Source organism: Pedobacter gandavensis, from assembly GCF_032678745.1.
GTDB lineage: Bacteria > Bacteroidota > Bacteroidia > Sphingobacteriales > Sphingobacteriaceae > Pedobacter > Pedobacter gandavensis_C.
In genome coordinates this window covers 175,371-192,624 of record NZ_JAVTST010000008.1, presented here as the reverse complement: position 1 = coordinate 192,624, position 17,254 = coordinate 175,371, and the positions used below count along the sequence as shown (strand labels likewise).

Genomic DNA, 17,254 nt, shown 5'->3' with positions numbered 1-17,254 from the left:
CTAAAATAAAAACGACAATCTGACAGTATGCCGTCCACGAAATTATTAATTATATTGTATTATCTATATTTTCAACTCCTGTGCCAAAAGAGTTGTCCCTCCTTTTCCCTGTTAAAAAGTCAGAGATAATATAGATTTACTAAAAACAATATGCGCAATTGTCTGACCTTTTTTTAAAAAAAATCAGAATAATTCTTCGGCTTATCATATTTTCATTTATTTAGCGTTTAAGAGAGATATTTGTAACTGGTATGATAGTTGCCTGCAAATACCTTTAAATTCCCGGAGCCTAAAAATTGTATTAATTTCAAAAGGAAAGGGAATCAAATCTAAATATATTTAATATTTTTAAATAAAACTTAATGAACTATTTCAAGCAAACCATCTTATTATTATTTGTCTTTTCTGCCCAGGTCGGCTTCGCACAAAACAGCGGCTACGATAAACTAGGCATTCAGGCCATGATGAAAGGGGATTTTAAAGGTGCAGTTGGACAATTAGAGAAGGCGGATACTAAAACCCCAAACAATGCGAATGTGTTGAAAATGCTGGGATATTCTTACTTTCAATGTGGAGACTTCGAAAACTCAATTGCTACTTATAGCCGCTTACTGGTATTAAAGCCATCAGATTATTCTGCCTATTATTATAGAGGTAAAGCGAGATTGAATATTGCAAATGATCCAAAAGAGTCTCTAAGCCAAATGAGAGATAACTTTTATCTATCCTCAATTAAAGATTTTACCAAAGCAATTGAGATAAATGGGGAAGAAGATATACAGTTGATGCAAAATAGAGGATTGGCTTATAAAGATTACGCCATCTATAAATCGTATAAAGTAAAGAAAGCAGCAGAAAAAGCAGCTGTCATCGCTTTATTTAACAACTCTATTGCTGATTTTCAAAAGGTATTGGTAGTACAACCTCTACGTAAGGATATTATTGGTTTAATCGACTACGTGAAAGCACAGATTTCCAGCCTAAAATAACAGGAAAATTCCTTTAACAGATTTAATGCCTGCTATTGTAACCGCAATAGCAGGCATTTTTATTATACTTCCGCCCCGTCAAAAATTTCTACGAATTTGGAACGACTCAAAGGTTTAGTCAAGAAGTCCGTCACAACAGGAATGTTCTGAGAACGCTCCAACTCTGATGGAGAGATCGAAGAAGAAACAATGTAAATTTCAATCTTCTTACTCATCTTTGGCTCCAATAATGAAAATTCTTCTAGGAATCCCCAGCCATCTAATACCGGCATATTTAAATCCAAGAAGATAACATCTGGTAATGAATCCGGTTGATTTGCAAATAATTCCAAATCTAATAAAGCTTTTTTTCCATCTTCAAAGACGGTCAGGTCGGTACTTAGATTGGCAACCTGTAACGTTTTTCTAGTTAAAAAAACGAAAATAGTGTCGTCATCTATCAGATAAAATTTTTTCATTGGATTATATTTATTCGTTGGTTATCATTCTGTTTATTTGTAATATCTGGGATTCTATACCTGCTAAGTCATTGAATCCTGTTGTTGCTGTTCATTCTGGTGGCAGGATCTGGTTATCCTCTGCCTGGTGTACAATAGAAGCAATAGACTCATTTAATTGAGCGGTAGACTCCTTTAACATATAAAGTAAATCAATATGGTCGCCGTGTGGATTTTGGAGCATCATCTCTGTTAAACTCATGATATTCGTTAATGGTGCCCTTACCTTATGACTCTGAATCCAGGCAATTTCTTTAAAATCCTGATTTTGCTTTTCAATCATCCGTACGTAATTCATTCTTTTAGAAACATCTGTAGCAAGAACCAATCTTGCGTCCAGTCCTTCCAGATTCACAATGGTGGTATCGATCTCTACGGGAAATAAATGCCCGCTTTTGTCCATATGCGTTAGAATCCCGGAATACTCTCTGGTCTTAATGGTACTAAAAATGTCCATTAGCTTGCTGATCTCAGAAGCAGGTCTGATTTTAGTAATGTTCATCGATAGAAACTCTTCCTGAGAATACCCGTATTTTTTTACTGCAGCATCATTTACCTTTAGGAAATTACCGGTCGTTAACTCAAAAATGTACATTGGCACCGGGTTGGAATCAAAGATATTCCGATAATAACGTTCAGAAGCATCCAGCTTTTTCACCAGCATCGCCTCCTTAATCCTGGTCTTTTCAAAACCATTGAGGATGGTACTGATCATAAATACACTCACAAAACTTACAAATATGAAATTCCAGGAATAGGCAATCCATAAGGTAAGGTCATATGTATCGGATAAGGCATTGGGGAAAATCTTAAACTCAATGATGAGCCCTATCAGCACACAAATGATAATATTGACCACCAATGGAATATAAGTGGCTTTCGTTGGAAAGATCATTGCCGTGAAAAAGGTAATGATCAACAAGTATAAAGCACCAGGCCCATCTGAACCTACGAAAAGCAGGTAAAGAAGGGCAATGAGATAGAGTAGGGCAACCACGATCACCATTCTATAATCCAATTTAATTTTTCTATTTACTACAAAACCCATAAGAGAAATGATAACAACCACCATAAATACCGGAAAGAATACTTTCCCATTAACGAGCTCATTGACCAGGAACAAAAGGATACCAACCATGCCTAATGGGAGGCAATACATCATCGTATCTCTAAATAAATCCAGTTTCCAGGGACTGATCCTGAAAAGCTTGAATTCATGATTAGCGGGGATAACATATAGAAATGTTTTCCTGTATTTGTTCAAGTATGACTTAATTGTTGCCATTTTTCAAAGGATCAATGTCTTAAATGAATTTATACCGCTGATATGAGTACATTAAATGAGGAATTTATTTCCCGAAATCTGACAGTGTAGGTATCGGGTTGTATATAAACCGTTTAGTTGTATTTCATAAAAGATACGCTCTTGCTTCTATTAGGCGTTTTGCTCGTTTAACGCCTTATATTTACACTCCAGATAGGCCTATTATCATGCCAATGTTGTAGTGTAATTGGGCACAGTAAATCCTGATTCGGAAGGATTCTGAATCAGGATTTACTGTGCCATTAAGATTATAGATATAGGTAAAATAGAAGTTCCTTTATTTGAATCTTCCGGTGATCCGGTAATTCTTTTCGGAAAGTAACCTGATGTGCTGGTTCTTTTTCACTTCATATAAGCTGTCAGGGAAATAAGACAGTGTATCTGAAGAAGTATAAAGGGTATTCGAGTTGCGAATCACAATACTAAGGCCGTAAATCTGGCCGTTCTTTTTGATGACTTTCATTTCTTTTACCGGAACCTTCTCATTGTTGGAGGTATAAAGTTCTATACTGTCCGTTTTTTTAACCTGAAACAAACCTTTCCAGGCCGACTTATTCAGATCGGCATCTGAGAATATACTCAGTTCTTTTTCCCAGTTTGGGATAACCAGGTCTTTGCTTTCTATGGAGTCATTCACAACCACCGTTTTATGAATCAGGGGCTTCTTGCGATTTAATCTCGTCGCTTCTCCGGCAAAGTATCCTTTAAGGTCGAAATAAGGATGCACCTCCTTTTGTTGGGTCACAGCCGAGTCTCCACAGCCAAAACACAACAAAAGAAAAGCACCTAATAACAAACTGTTTCTCATTATACCAGACAATTACCGGTCATGATCGCTGGTTTCTCAATACCCATAATCTTTAAGATCGTAGGGGCGATATCACCAAGTTTTCCGTCAGCAATGGTTTTATAATCATTGTCGATTAAAATACAAGGAACAAGGTTGGTGGTATGGGCAGTATTAACCGATCCATCCGCGTTACGCATATATTCCGAGTTTCCATGATCCGCAAGGATGATGAAAGAATAACCGTTCTCTATTCCTTTTTTTACCACTTGCTCTGCACAATGGTCGGCAGTTTCTACAGCTTTAATTACAGCCTCAAAAACACCAGTATGACCTACCATATCCGGATTAGCAAAATTCAGACAAACAAAATCCGGCCAGCCAGATTCCAGTTCTTTTGAAATGGCTTCTGTAATTCCTGCCGCACTCATCTCTGGTTGCAAATCATAAGTAGCCACTTTCGGAGATGGAATAAGAATTCTCTTTTCATTCTCAAATTCTAACTCTCTGCCACCAGAGAAAAAGAAAGTAACGTGTGGATATTTTTCAGTCTCCGCAATACGGATTTGATTCTTGTGGTTTTTCTCCAATACTTCTCCCAACGTTTCCGTAAGGTCATCTTTGGTGAAAACAACTTTTACATTTTCGAAGTTTTCATCATAGGTAGTCATCGTCACATAGTATAATGGCAATTTATGCATCCCAAAATCAGGATAGTCATTCTGCGTCAATGCCGCAGTAATTTCTCTACCTCTGTCCGTTCTGTAATTGAAACAGATCACCACATCATCAGGTTGTATGGTTGCTACCGGGCTGCCATCAGGCTGAGTCACTACAATTGGTTTGGTAAACTCATCTGTGATGCCTTCGCTATAAGATTGCTCAATAGCCTTTACTGCATCAGTAGCTGGTTGCCCAATACCTTTGGTCATCACATCATAAGCAAGTTTTACCCTTTCCCAACGTGAATCTCTGTCCATTGCGTAATAACGACCAACTAAACTGGCAATTTTACCTGTTGAACTTTCCAGGTGATGCTCTAAGTCTTTAATGAAGGTCAATCCTGAGTTCGGATCGGTATCTCTACCATCCAGGAAAGCATGTACAAATACATCGTTCAATCCTTGTTCACCAGCAGCATCACATAACGCTTTCAGGTGATTGATATGGGCATGCACACCACCATCAGAAACTAGTCCGATGAAATGAACTGCCTTGTTATTTTGTTTTGCATAGTTAAAAGCATCCAGTAACACCGGGTTCTGGTGAAGTGTTCTATCTTCAATTGCCTTATTAATTCTGCCTAATTCCTGATAAACTACTCTGCCTGCACCTAAATTCATGTGTCCAACTTCCGAATTTCCCATTTGTCCGGCCGGTAAACCTACCGCTACACCTGAAGCTTCCAATTTGGAATTAGGATAGTTTTTCAATAAAGAGTCAAAGAAAGGAGTGTTAGCTGCATACGCGGCATCGGAACTGTCCTGGTTTCCGTAACCCCAGCCGTCAAGAATAAGTAGAACTAATTTTTTATTATTCATCATGAATTAATTTAATATTTGTCGCACGATTGTGTATCAATCTAACAAATATAAGCGTATTGTGTGTTTTTTTTGAGCCTAATTGTAATTCAACTGTAGTATATTTGTTTTCGTTGCTAGGGTCAATAATGGCATAATTTATGTAACATTGACCAGTTAGCTATATAGAGAATATGAAGCCCTTACTTTTTTTTACGATTCTGTTTACCTCTTTTTCCTCTGCTATTGCTATTCAAAGCGATATTATTGACAATCTTTCCGGTTATTTTAAAGCTGGTAATGCAAAAGATATAGCTCAAAGTTTTTCTTCTTCTGTAGAACTCATCATCATTGATGAAGAAGATGTATACTCTAAAGCACAGGCCGAGCAGATTCTAAGGAACTTCTTTGGCAAGTATCCACCTATAAAATCATCGGTTACGCATACCATTAATGCCAATCCGAACTTCCGATTTGGCATCCTTACTCTCCAGACAAAGAATGGGAAATTTCGCGTTTCGATCACGATGAAAAAATCAAATAATGCTTTTTTTATTACGGAATTGAGAATAGAGCCGGATAAATAATAGTAAAAATGCTATTTTTGGGTTTAATTTTAAGTTTTGGATAAGCAAATCATAGATCAATTCATAAAAAACGCTGTTGCCGAGGATTTAGGTGATGGGGATCATACTTCACTTTCTACCATTCCTGCTAATGCACAAGGCAAGGCAAAATTGCTGATTAAAGAGGATGGGATTATTGCAGGGATAGAACTCGCTGTAGCAATTTTTAACTATATTGATCCTGAGTTAGTAGTCGAACTGAATATTGCAGATGGTGCAGCAGTTAAATATGGAGATATCGCATTGACAGTTTCAGGTAGCACACATTCTATTTTGTTAGCCGAGCGACTGGTTTTAAACTGTATGCAAAGGATGAGTGGTATTGCCACGAAAACCAATCATATTGTTGGCCTCCTGGCTAAGTATCCTACCAAACTGTTAGATACCCGAAAAACTACACCTGGATTAAGGTACCTGGAAAAATGGGCTGTTGTGATCGGAGGCGGAGTAAATCACCGCATCGGTTTATACGACATGATCTTAATTAAAGATAACCATGTAGACTATGCCGGTGGAATCGCGAATGCGATTAAAGCCGCCAACCAATATTTAGCGGATAAAAATAAAGATTTACAGATAGAGATAGAAGTGAGAAACCTTTCGGAGTTAAATGATGTTTTAATGAACAGAGGCGTAGACAGAATCATGTTGGATAATTTTAGCTTTGCGGATTTAAAAGAAGCGGTCAAGGTGATCGATGGCAGATTTGTGACAGAGGCGTCCGGTGGAATCACCGAAGAAAATGTTGCGGAATACGCAGCATGTGGGGTAGATTTTATATCTATGGGCGCTTTAACCCACTCTGTTAAAAGTTTAGACATGAGTTTAAAAGCATGCTAAATAACCTAATTCATCAGAATTTGATTCTGTTTTTTTACTATAATTGCAGTTAATGATTTCGGTCTATTCAATATCAGCAGTAATTTTAGCATATTTATTTGGGTCTATACCAACAGCGGTATGGCTCGGACAAGCATTTTACGGTGTCGACGTGAGGGAGTATGGTAGTGGGAATGCCGGTGCAACCAATACTTTTAGGGTATTGGGGAAACGTGCAGGACTTGCCGTGATGACGATAGATATCGCCAAAGGCTATACTGCAACCAAACTTGCCTATTTTATAGGGCTATCGGTTACCGGGCCTCAAAACTCTTCTCAATTTATCAATTATGAACTTGCATTGGGTGTAACCGCTGTGATGGGACATTTATTCCCAATATTTGCGGGCTTCAGGGGCGGTAAGGGAGTGGCTACACTTTTTGGAATGATTTTGGCAGTTAACTTCCCGGCAGCAATGCTTTGTGTTCTTGTTTTTGTAGTCGTGCTTTTAACGACCAAGTACGTATCATTAAGCTCTATTTGTGCAGGTTTTACCTTCCCATTGAGCATTATTTTCATCCTCCATTCTTCCATTAAATCGGAAGTACTGTATGGAATGTGTGTATGTATACTTATTCTGGTGACACATCAGAAGAATCTTGAGCGACTCCTCATGGGCAAAGAATCCAAAGTTTACCTGTTTAAAAAGAAAACAACCTAAAACAAAGAATTCATGAAAGCTTTAAATTTAACGGTCATTGCTGCGGCGATGCTTTCCATCTCCTCCTGCTCTACTGTTCCTTTAACAGGACGTAGCAGACTGAGCATTGTGAGTGAAAGTGAAATGCAGAATGTGGCCGCTCAAAGCTACACCTCTTTGCTGAGAGACCCTAAAACAAAGGTGCTTAACAATGCAGATGCAGCAAGAGTAAAAAGAGTAGGGCAGAAGATTCAAGCTGCCGTTACCAAATATATGAATGCCAATGGCTATGCCAGTCAGATCCAGGGATTCAACTGGGAATTTAACCTGATCGATAGTAAAGAAGTAAATGCCTGGTGTATGCCTGGTGGTAAAGTCGCGGTTTACAGCGGTATTTTACCAATCGCTAAAGACGATGCCGGACTGGCAACAGTAATGGGGCATGAGATTGCACATGCGATTGCACAACACTCCTCAGAAAGGGCTTCACAAGCTACTTTAGCGCAGGCTGGAGGTAGTTTATTAGGTGCTGCTACTTCAGGTAAATCTCAAATGGCACAATCGATTATCAATCAGGCTTATGGTTTGGGTGCGCAAGGTTTTGTGTTATTACCGAATTCCAGAAAGCAAGAACTGGAAGCAGATCAGTTGGGATTGATTTTTATGTCTATGGCTGGTTATGATCCTACAAGTGCCATTTCTTTCTGGCAACGAATGGCTGCAGCAAGTGCAGGCGCTCAAAAACCATCAGAGTTTTTAAGTACTCACCCTTCCGATGCAACACGTATTGCTCAGATTCAGCGACTTTTACCAGAAGCTAAAAAATATTTTAACTCTACTACCGGAAAGCCAATTAAGTAATCGGAAGTTTAAGATTTAACAGTAGGCTGTTACCATCGGGTAACGGCCTTTTTAATGCGTTAAAGTCTGGATGATAGCTGATGCTTTCAACATGCATTCTTCATATTCATCGTTCGCATTGGCCGCATAAGTAATGGCGCCACCAACCTGGAACGATAGGTGCTTGTTGCTTTCCTGATAAAGGATGCTGCGGATGATCACGTTGAAGTCGAATTCCCCATCTGGGCTGATATAGCCAAAAGAGCCTGAATAAGCACCTCTTTTGCTCAATTCATACTTTTCTATCAGTTCCATAGCCGAGATCTTTGGCGCGCCTGTCATAGAGCCCATTGGGAAGGTATTCTTAATGGCTGCAACGAAATGTAGCTCAGGATCCAGCTCGCAACTGATCGTTGAAATCATCTGGTGTACTTGCGGGAAGCTGTAGATGCCAAAAAGTTCCTCTACCTTAACACTTCCTTTTAAGGCGCTTTTGGTAAGGTCATTGCGAACCAGGTCCACAATCATTACATTCTCCGCTTGTTCTTTTATATTTTCACTTAGGGCCTGTTTGATCTGCTCATCGGCCAGTTCGTCTTTGCTACGTCGGGCAGTGCCTTTGATGGGCTGAGAGATCAATTTATTGCTACGTTTGCAAAGAAACCTTTCCGGACTGGCAGAAAGGATGTACTGGTCATTGATTTTGAAATATCCTGCAAATGGGGTAGGAGAAAGTGCATTGAGCTGCTCAAATACATACAAGGGGTCAATCTCTGCATTTTCGGCAAAGAACTCCTGACAATAAGTAACTTCATAGATATCGCCTCTGCTGATGTGCTGATGGAGTTGTTTGATTTTCTCCAAATAGCTGTCCTTGTCCATTGAAGCCTGAATATTCAGAGGAGGATAGGTTTTTTCCTGCGGAATTTCAAAGTTCGCTATTTCTTTCAGTACCTCCGGGCTTCCAAGAATCACCTGTACCTGACCATCTTTCCAGGCGATTAAATATTGAGGAACGAAGAAAAATAAGGCTGGAAACTCGTGAAAATCGGGGTGATTGGATTGCAGCTGTTCATGTTCGTTCTTCAGGTCATAGCTGAATAACCCAAACATCCAGGTTTTCTGCTGTTCATAAAAAGCTTGCAAGGCTTCAAATGCCCCCCCAATTTCTTTAGAAAGTACTTGTTTAGCACCAGCGGCAACGATAAAATCAAATTTCCCGTAAGGATCAGTGTAATTGTTGGAGTCTAAACAGCAGCAGATGTCAAAAGTATTGGCCCAGTGTAGTGCCTTACTTTTAAATAACGATAATTCCAGATGGCTCATTTCGCTACAAAGGTAAGGGAAAACAGGGTATAAAAAAAGGCGGCCATTGGCCGCCTTTAGTATATATCTGAAGAATAATTCTAGATCAATTCTAAAGTTTGTACTCTATCTGGTCCAACAGAAAGGTATTTTACTGGTACTTCCAGTTCTTTCTCTAAGAAAGCAATGTAAGCTGAAAGTTTCGCAGGAATATCTGCTACCTGATTTACCTTGGTTACATCAGTTTTCCAACCTTCGATCGCTTTTAAAACAGGCGTAGGTTTCACAGAAATGATGTCGTATGGCATATAATCAATAGTTTCACCATTGTGCTCATAATGAGTACATGCATAAATGGTATCAAAACCATCCAATACATCTGCTTTCATCATGATCAGTTCAGTTACACCATTTAACATGATCGCATATTTCAATGCTGGGATATCAATCCATCCACAACGACGGGCACGGCCTGTTGTTGCACCGAATTCATGACCCACCTGACGTAGGTTTTCACCAACTTCGTCATCCAATTCCGTAGGGAATGGACCACCACCAACACGTGTACAGTAAGCTTTGAAAATACCGTATACATTGCCGATTCTGTTTGGTGCAATACCTAAACCAGTACAAGCACCAGCAGTAGTAGTGTTTGAAGAAGTTACAAATGGATAAGAACCGAAGTCAATGTCTAATAATGTTCCTTGCGCACCTTCTGCCAATACTTTCTTTCCTGCTTTAAGGAAACCATTTACATAATGCTCACTATCTACATGAGGAATGCTTTTGATAAACTCAATTGCTTCAAAGAATGCAGCTTCTTTTTCCGTTAGATCGTATTCGAATTCATAATGAGAAAGAATCTCTTTATGTTTCTCTACCAATTTGTTGTAACGTTCTTTGAAATCAGGAAGTGTAGTATCACCGATTCTTAAACCGTTACGACCGGTTTTGTCCATATAAGTTGGGCCAATACCTTTTAGTGTAGAACCGATTTTGTCCTTACCCATTCTTTGCTCATTTGCAGCATCCAATAATTGGTGCGTTGGCAAAATCAAATGCGCTTTACGGGCAATAACCAATTTACCTGTTGCAATAGGATCATGTCCTGCTGCTCTAAGGTTGTCTAACTCTCTTTTTAGAATGATCGGGTCAATAACCACACCATTACCAATAAGATTCATTGTTTTTTCATTGAAAATACCTGATGGTATGGTATTTAAAACAAACTTTTTGCCATCAAACTCTAAAGTATGTCCGGCATTCGGACCGCCTTGAAAACGAGCTATCAAATCATATTGAGGACTTAATACATCAACAATTTTTCCCTTGCCTTCATCGCCCCATTGCAGGCCCAGAAGCACGTCTACTTGCGTCATTATTTAAATTTGAATATTATAAATTGGATATGTTAACTTGCATGTTTTATTTCGCTATTCTGATTGTTCATCGCATTTTTTGCAGTGCAATCGAAACAAACGCCATAAAGATTTAGAGAGTGGTGTTTAATTTCAAACTTTAGCAAATCACCAACCATACTCTGTATCTGATGAATGCGCGGATCGCAAAATTCTACTACTTTCCCGCAGTCAATACAAATGATATGGTCATGTTGATGGTAGCCGTAAGATTTCTCAAACTGCGCCATGTTCTTGCCAAACTGATGTTTAGTTACTAAATCACAGGAAACCAATAACTCTAAAGTGTTGTATACAGTAGCTCTGCTCACACGATATTTTTGGTTTTTCATGTGGATATAGAGGGTCTCTACATCGAAATGGTCATCTCTGGAATATATTTCTTCTAAGATGGCAAAACGTTCCGGTGTTTTTCTCAGACTCTTATTTTCGAGGTAAGCTTCGAATATTTTTCTCACTAACTCGCTGTTGTGGTTTGTAGACATAGTTTTTAAACTCCTTTCAAAGGTACCAATTTTTATATAAACCTGTATGTTTTATTCGTTTTTTTAGGCATCAAAACGGGTAACAGCCGTTACACCTTTTACTTCCAATAGATTTTTAATCAGGTTGTCTAAGTGTTCTTTATCGTTTACATAGACCATAATTGAGCCATCAAAGATGCCATTATCTGTGTCGACAGTGATAGAACGCATATTTACCTTGAAATCTCCGGAAATTACCTTTGTGATGTTATTGATCAAACCTACGTCATCTATTCCAATAATATGCAATCCGGTTAAGAACGTGAGTTCCTGCTGACGGTTCCACTTGGCTTTCACTACACGGTACCCATAATTGGCCATCAGCTGTGCGGCATTCGGACAATTGGTACGGTGGATTTTGATGCCTTCATTTACGGTTACAAAACCAAAAACGTCATCCCCTGGAATAGGATTACAACAGGCCGCAAGCGTATAGTCGATCTTTTGCAAGTCTTCACCGATCAAAAGAATATCAGATTCAGGTCCTTTAACTCTGCTCAGTAAAGCCTCAATCTTTTGATTGTCGCTTTTTTCAGAAGAACCTCTGTTTTCAATCTCTTTTTCACTCGCCAGGTAATCTTTCAGGTCTTTCAACTCGATCTTTCCTTTCGCAACAGCGATGAAAAGCTCCTGTGTAGATGGAAGTTTGAAGAAATAAGTCAGCTTGTTCAGGTTGTCTGTATTGTAAGTGATCTTTAACGATTTTAACTTACGCTCCAACGTTTCTTTACCCTGATCAGCTATTTTCCTTTTCTCTTCTTTTAATGATGATTTGATTTTCGACTTAGCCTTAGCCGTCACCACAATATTCAGCCAATCTTCTTTTGGCGTCTGTTTACTCGAGGTGATGATTTCTACCTGATCTCCATTCTGTAGCTTGTAGGACAAAGGAACCAATTTATGGTTCACTTTTGCACCAATACATTTGGCACCTACATCAGTATGGATTTCAAAGGCAAAGTCTAATGCTGTAGCACCCAATGGCAATTGAAGTAAAGCTCCTTTTGGGGTGAAGATGAAAATCTCATCAGAGAAGAGGTTCATTTTGAAATCATCCAGGAAGTCTAACGCATTCGCTTCCGGATTGTTCAACATCTCTCTCACTTTCATGATCCATTGGTCAAGACCATTGTCATTGCTGGATTCTTTATATTTCCAGTGTGCAGCAAAACCTTTTTCTGCAATCTCATTCATCCGCTGTGTACGGATCTGAACTTCTACCCATTGCCCTTTAGGGCCCATTACAGTAGTATGCAGCGATTCATAACCGTTTCCTTTTGGGGAAGAAACCCAGTCGCGCAAACGATCCGGATTCGGACGGTATAAATCAGTTACTATAGAATATGCCTTCCAGCAATCTGCTTTTTCATTCTCAGGTGCGCTGTCCAGAATGATCCTGATAGCGAAAAGATCATACACTTCCTCAAAAGGAATGTTCTTGCTTTTCATCTTGTTCCAGATGGAATGGATAGATTTCGGGCGGCCATAGATATCTGCCGTTAGTCCCTGTTCTGCCAGGATTTCATTGATTGGCTCCACAAATCTCTTGATAAATAAAGTCCTTTCGGCCTTTTTCTCATTCAATTGTGTTGCAATGTATTTATAAGTGTCTGGCTCCAGATATTTCATGGAAAGATCTTCCAGCTCAGATTTAATGGCATATAACCCGAGGCGATGGGCCAGGGGAGCATAAAGGTAAATGGTTTCCGAAGCGATTTTCAACTGCTTATGTCTGGGCATAAAGTCCATCGTCCGCATGTTGTGTAAACGATCGGCCAGTTTAATCAGAATTACCCGCACATCATCTGCCAGTGTCAGGAGCATCTTACGGAAATTCTCCGCCTGTAAAGAACTGTTGTAATCAAAAACACCAGATATTTTAGTCAGACCATCGATGATTTTGGCAGTTTTCTTGCCAAATTCACGCTCAATATCTTCCAGTGTAATGTCTGTATCTTCTACTACATCGTGTAATAACGCGCATACAATCGAAGTGGTTCCTAATCCGATCTCTTCTGCGGCGATCTGCGCAACAGCAATAGGGTGGTAAATATAAGGCTCACCAGATTTTCTACGCATATTTTTATGGCTTTCCAATGCCATATCAAATGCTTTCCGGATTTCCTTTTTATCCCCCCTCTGAAGTGTTGGCTTACAGGCACGCAAAAGCGCTCGGTATCGCTTCAATATCTCTTGCTTCTCTGCTTCTAAATCAATCACTAGTGTGTTCTTCATCAATCTAAATTGTTTTTCGGTAATGTTATCGGTTAGGGATCGCGCTTCAAATGGCAAATGAACCTAAAATTTTACTCAAATGCTAGTTTATTGCTCCTATACTTTTGTTAATATAAGCTTTTTGTAAAGATCCTATAACGATACACAATAATTCATCCAATTTTAAGTTTCTCCTTAGGTTAATCCTGTTCGTTCCTAACCGATCATTTTGTGGAATGATCATTGGTATTTCATTTGTATTATTTACGTCAGGATGATAAGCTTTCTTTGTGAAAACTTTATCTTAGAATCGTAATCAATTAATATATTTAAATTAGCCTTCAAAGAAGAGGTATAAATTTATGAAATTTTATAGGTTGTTTTTTCTGTCAATTGTCATGATTACAGCTGCTTCTGCGAAAGCTCAGATGGGCAATGTAAACGTGAAATACCCTGTATTGGGGAAAAACGACACTATCCGAGTGGCTTCCACTAATGAGAACGGGGAGATGATCCCCTGGATTCCGCTCAATGAGGTGGTCATCTATGGTTATCGGATATTTAAGACCCCCGAAGATCGTGCTGCTTATAACCGTTTGCGTTACAATGTGATGAAGGTAATGCCTTATGCGCTTTATGCCAAGCGGAGATATGAACAACTGGAAAAGGATTTGGCCCTGGCAACCGATAAAAAGGAACAGAAGAAGCTGGTTAAACAATGTGATAAAGAGATTAAAGACATGTTTAACCGGGAAATTAAGGAACTGACGATTTCTCAGGGACAGATTTTAACGAAGCTGATCGACAGGGAGGTAGGACGGACCACCTATGAAATTGTAAAAGAAACTAAAGGAGGCATTACCGCCTTTTTATACCAATCAGTAGCCAGAGTTGTTGGCCATAACCTAAAAAGTAAATACAACCCATCGGAAGAGCGGGACATTGAAGCAATCATTCTTTCTTCTGGGTTTTACCAATAAAATATGTCGGATCACCTAAAAAGTATACACCAGTTTAAGGTAAAATTGCTCAATGGAACAGAAAAGAACCTTTCAGATTATAAAAACAAAAACTTATTAATTGTAAATATTGCTTCGGCTTGTGGTTTCGCACCACAGCTAAAGGAATTACAGCAGCTAAGGGAAGAACTGAAATCCCAGGATTTTGAAGTCCTAGCCTTTCCTTCAAATGATTTTGGCAGACAAGAACCTTTAGAAGGTGCCGGAATTCAGGAGTTCTGTGAGTTAAATTATGGGGTAGAATTTCCTGTATTTGAGAAAACAATGGTCAGAGGCGAACATGCACATCCCTTGTTTAAATTCCTGGGGGATAAAAAGCTCAATGGACAGCTGTCTTCCACACCAAGATGGAACTTTCATAAATATTTGATCAATAAAAAGGGAGAAGTGGTGGACTATTTCTTTCCCTTTACCAAACCTATGTCCACCAAAGTAAAGAAGAAGATACAGCGACTGGGATAATAAATCCCAACAATTTTTAAACGTTATGAAGTTAGATATATTAGTGCTTGCAGTTCACCCGGATGATGCAGAATTAGGCTGTTCGGGCACTATAGCAAAACACATTGCCCTTGGTAAAAAGGTAGGAATTATTGATTTTACCAGAGGTGAGCTGGGAACCAGAGGCTCTGCAGAAATCAGAGATGAGGAAGCTGCAGAATCAGCCAGAGTTTTAGGCATCCATGCCCGTGAAAACCTGCGTTTCAGAGATGGATTTTTTACCAATGATGAAGAACACCGCCTGGCCATTATCAGGATGATCCGTAAATATCAGCCAGATATTATTTTAACCAATGCGCTCCACGATAGACATCCGGATCATGGTCGTGCCGGCGACCTGAGTAATGATGCTTGTTTTCTGTCGGGCCTCCCTAAAATCCACACCGAAATTGATGGGATTGCACAGGAAGCATGGAGACCAAGGTTGGTGTTGCAGTACATCCAGGATAGATATATTGAACCAGATATCATTATAGACATTACCCCATTTATTCAAACCAAGATCGATTCTATTAAAGCATTTAAAACACAGTTTTTTAATCCGGATCATGAAGAACAGGAAACTTATATCTCCTCACCGGATTTTTTCGATAGCGTGATTGGCCGTGCCCGTGAGTTTGGTAAATCTATTGGTGCTACTTACGGAGAAGGATTTACCTCCCGTAAACTGCTTGGTGTAAATGATCTTTTCAATTTAAGATAATCCTTTTTCAGCAAGGATTTGCATTACTGGAAAGGGCATCCTCGCTGAAAACTAACAAAATCGCCTTTTTGCTGTTTTTAATAGAAACAGCAAAATATGGCGAATATCTTTTCTTCCCTCAAAAATGCCTACACGCTTTTCAAAAGTGTAGACTTCCAGAAACTGGAAGCCCTCTCTAAAAAGGTCGACCTGACTAAAATTGTAGATTCGGTATCCAATCTTGATGAAACACAATTGCAGGGACTCATGAAAATGATTGGAACACCGCATAAACAACGGGAGCTTCCGCCAATTGAAGGTGATTTTTACCACCTCGGTGATGAAGCCCTAAAAGAAGAAGACCGCGCTTTACAACTTAAAGTAAGAGAATTCCTGGAAAGAGAAGTGAAACCTGTGGTCAATAAATACTGGCTGAAAGCAGAATTCCCTTTCGAGCTGATCCCTGGAATAGCTGAACTCAATATCTGCGGCCTCACCTATAAAGGCTATGGTTGTCCAAATAAATCAAACTTAATGGAAGGCATCCTCGCGATGGAAATGGCCAGAGTAGATACTTCTATGTCTACTTTTTTTGGCGTGCAAAGCGGGTTGGCGATGGGTTCTATCTATTTGTTAGGCTCAGAAGCGCAAAAAGAACAATGGTTGCCAGATATGCAGCAAATGAAAACAATCGGTGCTTTTGGGTTAACGGAACCGGAGGTTGGCTCTGGAGTAGCAGGGGGATTAACGACCACCGCGAAACGTCAGGGTAACAAATGGATTTTAAACGGGCAAAAGAAATGGATTGGCAATGCGCCTTTTTCTGATGTCACGATCATCTGGGCAAGAGATCTGGAAGATCAGGAAGTAAAAGGTTTCCTCATTAAAAAAGGGAGCAAGGGCTTTGCCGTCGAGAAAATGATGGATAAAATGGCGCTTAGGATCGTACAGAATGGATTGATCACACTAACCAATTGCGAAGTAGATGAAGAAGATCGCCTGCAAAATGCAAATTCCTTTAAAGATACCGCTAAGGTGTTAAAGATGACCAGAGCAGGAGTGGCCTGGCAGGCCGTAGGCTGCGCTAGAGGAGCCTATGAGAGTGCTTTACATTATACCCGCACCAGGAAGCAATTCGGTAAACCTATCGCTTCTTTTCAATTGATACAAAATCACCTGGTAGAAATGTTGTCTAACCTGACCGCCATGCAAACCCTTTGCTTCCGCCTGTCGCAACTTCAGGATCAAAACCTGCTGACTGACGAGCATGCTTCTTTAGCAAAGGTGTTTTGTTCTATGCGGACCCGGGATGTGGTAAGCAGGGCAAGAGAAGTGATGGGTGGAAATGGTATTTTACTGGAGTATGATGTGGCGCGTTTCGTGGCAGATGCCGAAGCCATCTACTCTTATGAAGGAACCAAAGAGATCAACACCTTAATCGTAGGTAGGGCCATCACCGGTTTTTCTGCTTTTGTCTAAATTAAAAATA

The 17,254-nt window shown here is 39.6% G+C and carries 17 protein-coding genes; 9 read left to right on the top strand and 8 right to left on the bottom strand.

Translation table 11 applies throughout. From position 1 onward, the window contains the following. Positions 1 to 362 precede the first annotated feature (362 nt). On the top strand, positions 363 to 989 hold the full coding sequence (locus tag R2S10_RS21170; protein ID WP_316842413.1) for a tetratricopeptide repeat protein: 627 nt from the start codon (positions 363 to 365) through the stop codon (positions 987 to 989). Between the two features lie 62 nt (positions 990 to 1,051). Here R2S10_RS21170 and R2S10_RS21165 read toward each other — a convergent pair whose 3' ends face one another. The 4 genes from R2S10_RS21165 to gpmI form a co-directional block, all read right to left on the bottom strand. Further along, positions 1,052 to 1,447: a two-component system response regulator gene (locus tag R2S10_RS21165; RefSeq protein ID WP_316842411.1), complete on the bottom strand. Its 396-nt coding sequence runs from the start codon at positions 1,445 to 1,447 to the stop codon at positions 1,052 to 1,054. A gap of 91 nt (positions 1,448 to 1,538) precedes the next feature. Next, positions 1,539 to 2,771, bottom strand: a complete 1,233-nt coding sequence (locus R2S10_RS21160) for a PAS domain S-box protein (protein ID WP_316842410.1) — start codon at positions 2,769 to 2,771, stop codon at positions 1,539 to 1,541. 316 nt (positions 2,772 to 3,087) lie between these two features. After that, entirely contained in the window at positions 3,088 to 3,618 is a 531-nt protein-coding gene (locus R2S10_RS21155) for a hypothetical protein (RefSeq protein ID WP_316842409.1), read from the bottom strand. Then, positions 3,618 to 5,138, bottom strand: coding sequence for a 2,3-bisphosphoglycerate-independent phosphoglycerate mutase (gene gpmI, locus R2S10_RS21150; RefSeq protein ID WP_316842452.1), 1,521 nt, complete (start codon positions 5,136 to 5,138; stop codon positions 3,618 to 3,620). Before gpmI ends, R2S10_RS21155 begins: the two co-directional genes overlap by 1 nt. A gap of 173 nt (positions 5,139 to 5,311) precedes the next feature. Between gpmI and R2S10_RS21145 the strand changes: the two genes are divergently transcribed. Genes R2S10_RS21145 through R2S10_RS21130 form a run of 4 tightly spaced genes read left to right on the top strand, consistent with a single transcriptional unit; the run spans position 5,312 to position 8,123 of the window. Beyond that, positions 5,312 to 5,704: a DUF4783 domain-containing protein gene (locus R2S10_RS21145; protein ID WP_316842408.1), complete on the top strand. Its 393-nt coding sequence runs from the start codon at positions 5,312 to 5,314 to the stop codon at positions 5,702 to 5,704. Between the two features lie 36 nt (positions 5,705 to 5,740). Further along, complete coding sequence (nadC, locus tag R2S10_RS21140) at positions 5,741 to 6,583, top strand: carboxylating nicotinate-nucleotide diphosphorylase (protein WP_316842407.1); 843 nt, start codon at positions 5,741 to 5,743, stop codon at positions 6,581 to 6,583. Positions 6,584 to 6,635: 52 nt separating this feature from the next. Further along, the gene (gene plsY / locus R2S10_RS21135; RefSeq protein WP_316842406.1) at positions 6,636 to 7,283 is read left to right on the top strand and encodes a glycerol-3-phosphate 1-O-acyltransferase PlsY; all 648 of its coding nucleotides are present in this window, start codon (positions 6,636 to 6,638) and stop codon (positions 7,281 to 7,283) included. A 12-nt stretch (positions 7,284 to 7,295) separates the two neighbouring features. Further along, a complete protein-coding gene (locus tag R2S10_RS21130; RefSeq protein ID WP_316842405.1) occupies positions 7,296 to 8,123 on the top strand; it encodes a M48 family metallopeptidase in 828 nt (275 codons plus the stop codon). 51 nt (positions 8,124 to 8,174) lie between these two features. Here the strand turns inward: R2S10_RS21130 and R2S10_RS21125 are convergent, their stop codons facing one another. The 4 genes from R2S10_RS21125 to R2S10_RS21110 all read right to left on the bottom strand — a co-directional run bounded on the left by R2S10_RS21125 (position 8,175) and on the right by R2S10_RS21110 (position 13,584). Further along, a complete protein-coding gene (locus R2S10_RS21125; protein WP_316842404.1) occupies positions 8,175 to 9,428 on the bottom strand; it encodes an anthranilate synthase component I family protein in 1,254 nt (417 codons plus the stop codon). 80 nt (positions 9,429 to 9,508) lie between these two features. Further along, complete coding sequence (locus R2S10_RS21120) at positions 9,509 to 10,786, bottom strand: adenylosuccinate synthase (protein WP_316842403.1); 1,278 nt, start codon at positions 10,784 to 10,786, stop codon at positions 9,509 to 9,511. A gap of 32 nt (positions 10,787 to 10,818) precedes the next feature. Further along, positions 10,819 to 11,310, bottom strand: coding sequence for a transcriptional repressor (locus tag R2S10_RS21115; RefSeq protein WP_316842402.1), 492 nt, complete (start codon positions 11,308 to 11,310; stop codon positions 10,819 to 10,821). Between the two features lie 63 nt (positions 11,311 to 11,373). Continuing rightward, positions 11,374 to 13,584 carry a bifunctional (p)ppGpp synthetase/guanosine-3',5'-bis(diphosphate) 3'-pyrophosphohydrolase gene (locus R2S10_RS21110; protein ID WP_316822839.1) on the bottom strand — a complete coding sequence of 737 codons (2,211 nt, stop codon included), beginning with the start codon at positions 13,582 to 13,584 and terminating at the stop codon, positions 11,374 to 11,376. A gap of 341 nt (positions 13,585 to 13,925) precedes the next feature. Here R2S10_RS21110 and R2S10_RS21105 point away from each other — a divergent pair, with 341 nt between their 5' ends. From R2S10_RS21105 to R2S10_RS21090, 4 genes are all read left to right on the top strand, one after another. Beyond that, positions 13,926 to 14,543 (top strand): DUF4294 domain-containing protein, encoded by a 618-nt coding sequence (locus R2S10_RS21105; protein ID WP_316842401.1) that lies wholly within the window; start codon positions 13,926 to 13,928, stop codon positions 14,541 to 14,543. 3 nt (positions 14,544 to 14,546) lie between these two features. After that, a complete protein-coding gene (locus tag R2S10_RS21100) occupies positions 14,547 to 15,044 on the top strand; it encodes a glutathione peroxidase (protein WP_316842400.1) in 498 nt (165 codons plus the stop codon). A gap of 25 nt (positions 15,045 to 15,069) precedes the next feature. Next, on the top strand, positions 15,070 to 15,786 hold the full coding sequence (bshB1, locus tag R2S10_RS21095) for a bacillithiol biosynthesis deacetylase BshB1 (RefSeq protein ID WP_316842399.1): 717 nt from the start codon (positions 15,070 to 15,072) through the stop codon (positions 15,784 to 15,786). Positions 15,787 to 15,882: 96 nt separating this feature from the next. Further along, the gene (locus R2S10_RS21090; protein ID WP_316842398.1) at positions 15,883 to 17,244 is read left to right on the top strand and encodes an acyl-CoA dehydrogenase family protein; all 1,362 of its coding nucleotides are present in this window, start codon (positions 15,883 to 15,885) and stop codon (positions 17,242 to 17,244) included. Positions 17,245 to 17,254: the final 10 nt, after the last annotated feature.

What these genes read in the sequence shown, in the direction of transcription:
- R2S10_RS21115 (WP_316842402.1), bottom strand. Translation starts at nt 11,310, where the DNA reads ATGTCTACAAACCACAACAGCGAGTTAGTGAGAAAAATATTCGAAGCT.
- R2S10_RS21170 (WP_316842413.1), top strand. Translation starts at nt 363, where the DNA reads ATGAACTATTTCAAGCAAACCATCTTATTATTATTTGTCTTTTCTGCC.
- R2S10_RS21160 (WP_316842410.1), bottom strand. Translation starts at nt 2,771, where the DNA reads ATGGCAACAATTAAGTCATACTTGAACAAATACAGGAAAACATTTCTA.
- plsY (WP_316842406.1), top strand. Translation starts at nt 6,636, where the DNA reads ATGATTTCGGTCTATTCAATATCAGCAGTAATTTTAGCATATTTATTT.
- R2S10_RS21155 (WP_316842409.1), bottom strand. Translation starts at nt 3,618, where the DNA reads ATGAGAAACAGTTTGTTATTAGGTGCTTTTCTTTTGTTGTGTTTTGGC.
- R2S10_RS21100 (WP_316842400.1), top strand. Translation starts at nt 14,547, where the DNA reads ATGTCGGATCACCTAAAAAGTATACACCAGTTTAAGGTAAAATTGCTC.
- R2S10_RS21090 (WP_316842398.1), top strand. Translation starts at nt 15,883, where the DNA reads ATGGCGAATATCTTTTCTTCCCTCAAAAATGCCTACACGCTTTTCAAA.
- R2S10_RS21125 (WP_316842404.1), bottom strand. Translation starts at nt 9,428, where the DNA reads ATGAGCCATCTGGAATTATCGTTATTTAAAAGTAAGGCACTACACTGG.
- R2S10_RS21110 (WP_316822839.1), bottom strand. Translation starts at nt 13,584, where the DNA reads ATGAAGAACACACTAGTGATTGATTTAGAAGCAGAGAAGCAAGAGATA.
- gpmI (WP_316842452.1), bottom strand. Translation starts at nt 5,138, where the DNA reads ATGAATAATAAAAAATTAGTTCTACTTATTCTTGACGGCTGGGGTTAC.
- R2S10_RS21120 (WP_316842403.1), bottom strand. Translation starts at nt 10,786, where the DNA reads ATGACGCAAGTAGACGTGCTTCTGGGCCTGCAATGGGGCGATGAAGGC.
- R2S10_RS21130 (WP_316842405.1), top strand. Translation starts at nt 7,296, where the DNA reads ATGAAAGCTTTAAATTTAACGGTCATTGCTGCGGCGATGCTTTCCATC.
- bshB1 (WP_316842399.1), top strand. Translation starts at nt 15,070, where the DNA reads ATGAAGTTAGATATATTAGTGCTTGCAGTTCACCCGGATGATGCAGAA.
- R2S10_RS21105 (WP_316842401.1), top strand. Translation starts at nt 13,926, where the DNA reads ATGAAATTTTATAGGTTGTTTTTTCTGTCAATTGTCATGATTACAGCT.
- R2S10_RS21165 (WP_316842411.1), bottom strand. Translation starts at nt 1,447, where the DNA reads ATGAAAAAATTTTATCTGATAGATGACGACACTATTTTCGTTTTTTTA.
- R2S10_RS21145 (WP_316842408.1), top strand. Translation starts at nt 5,312, where the DNA reads ATGAAGCCCTTACTTTTTTTTACGATTCTGTTTACCTCTTTTTCCTCT.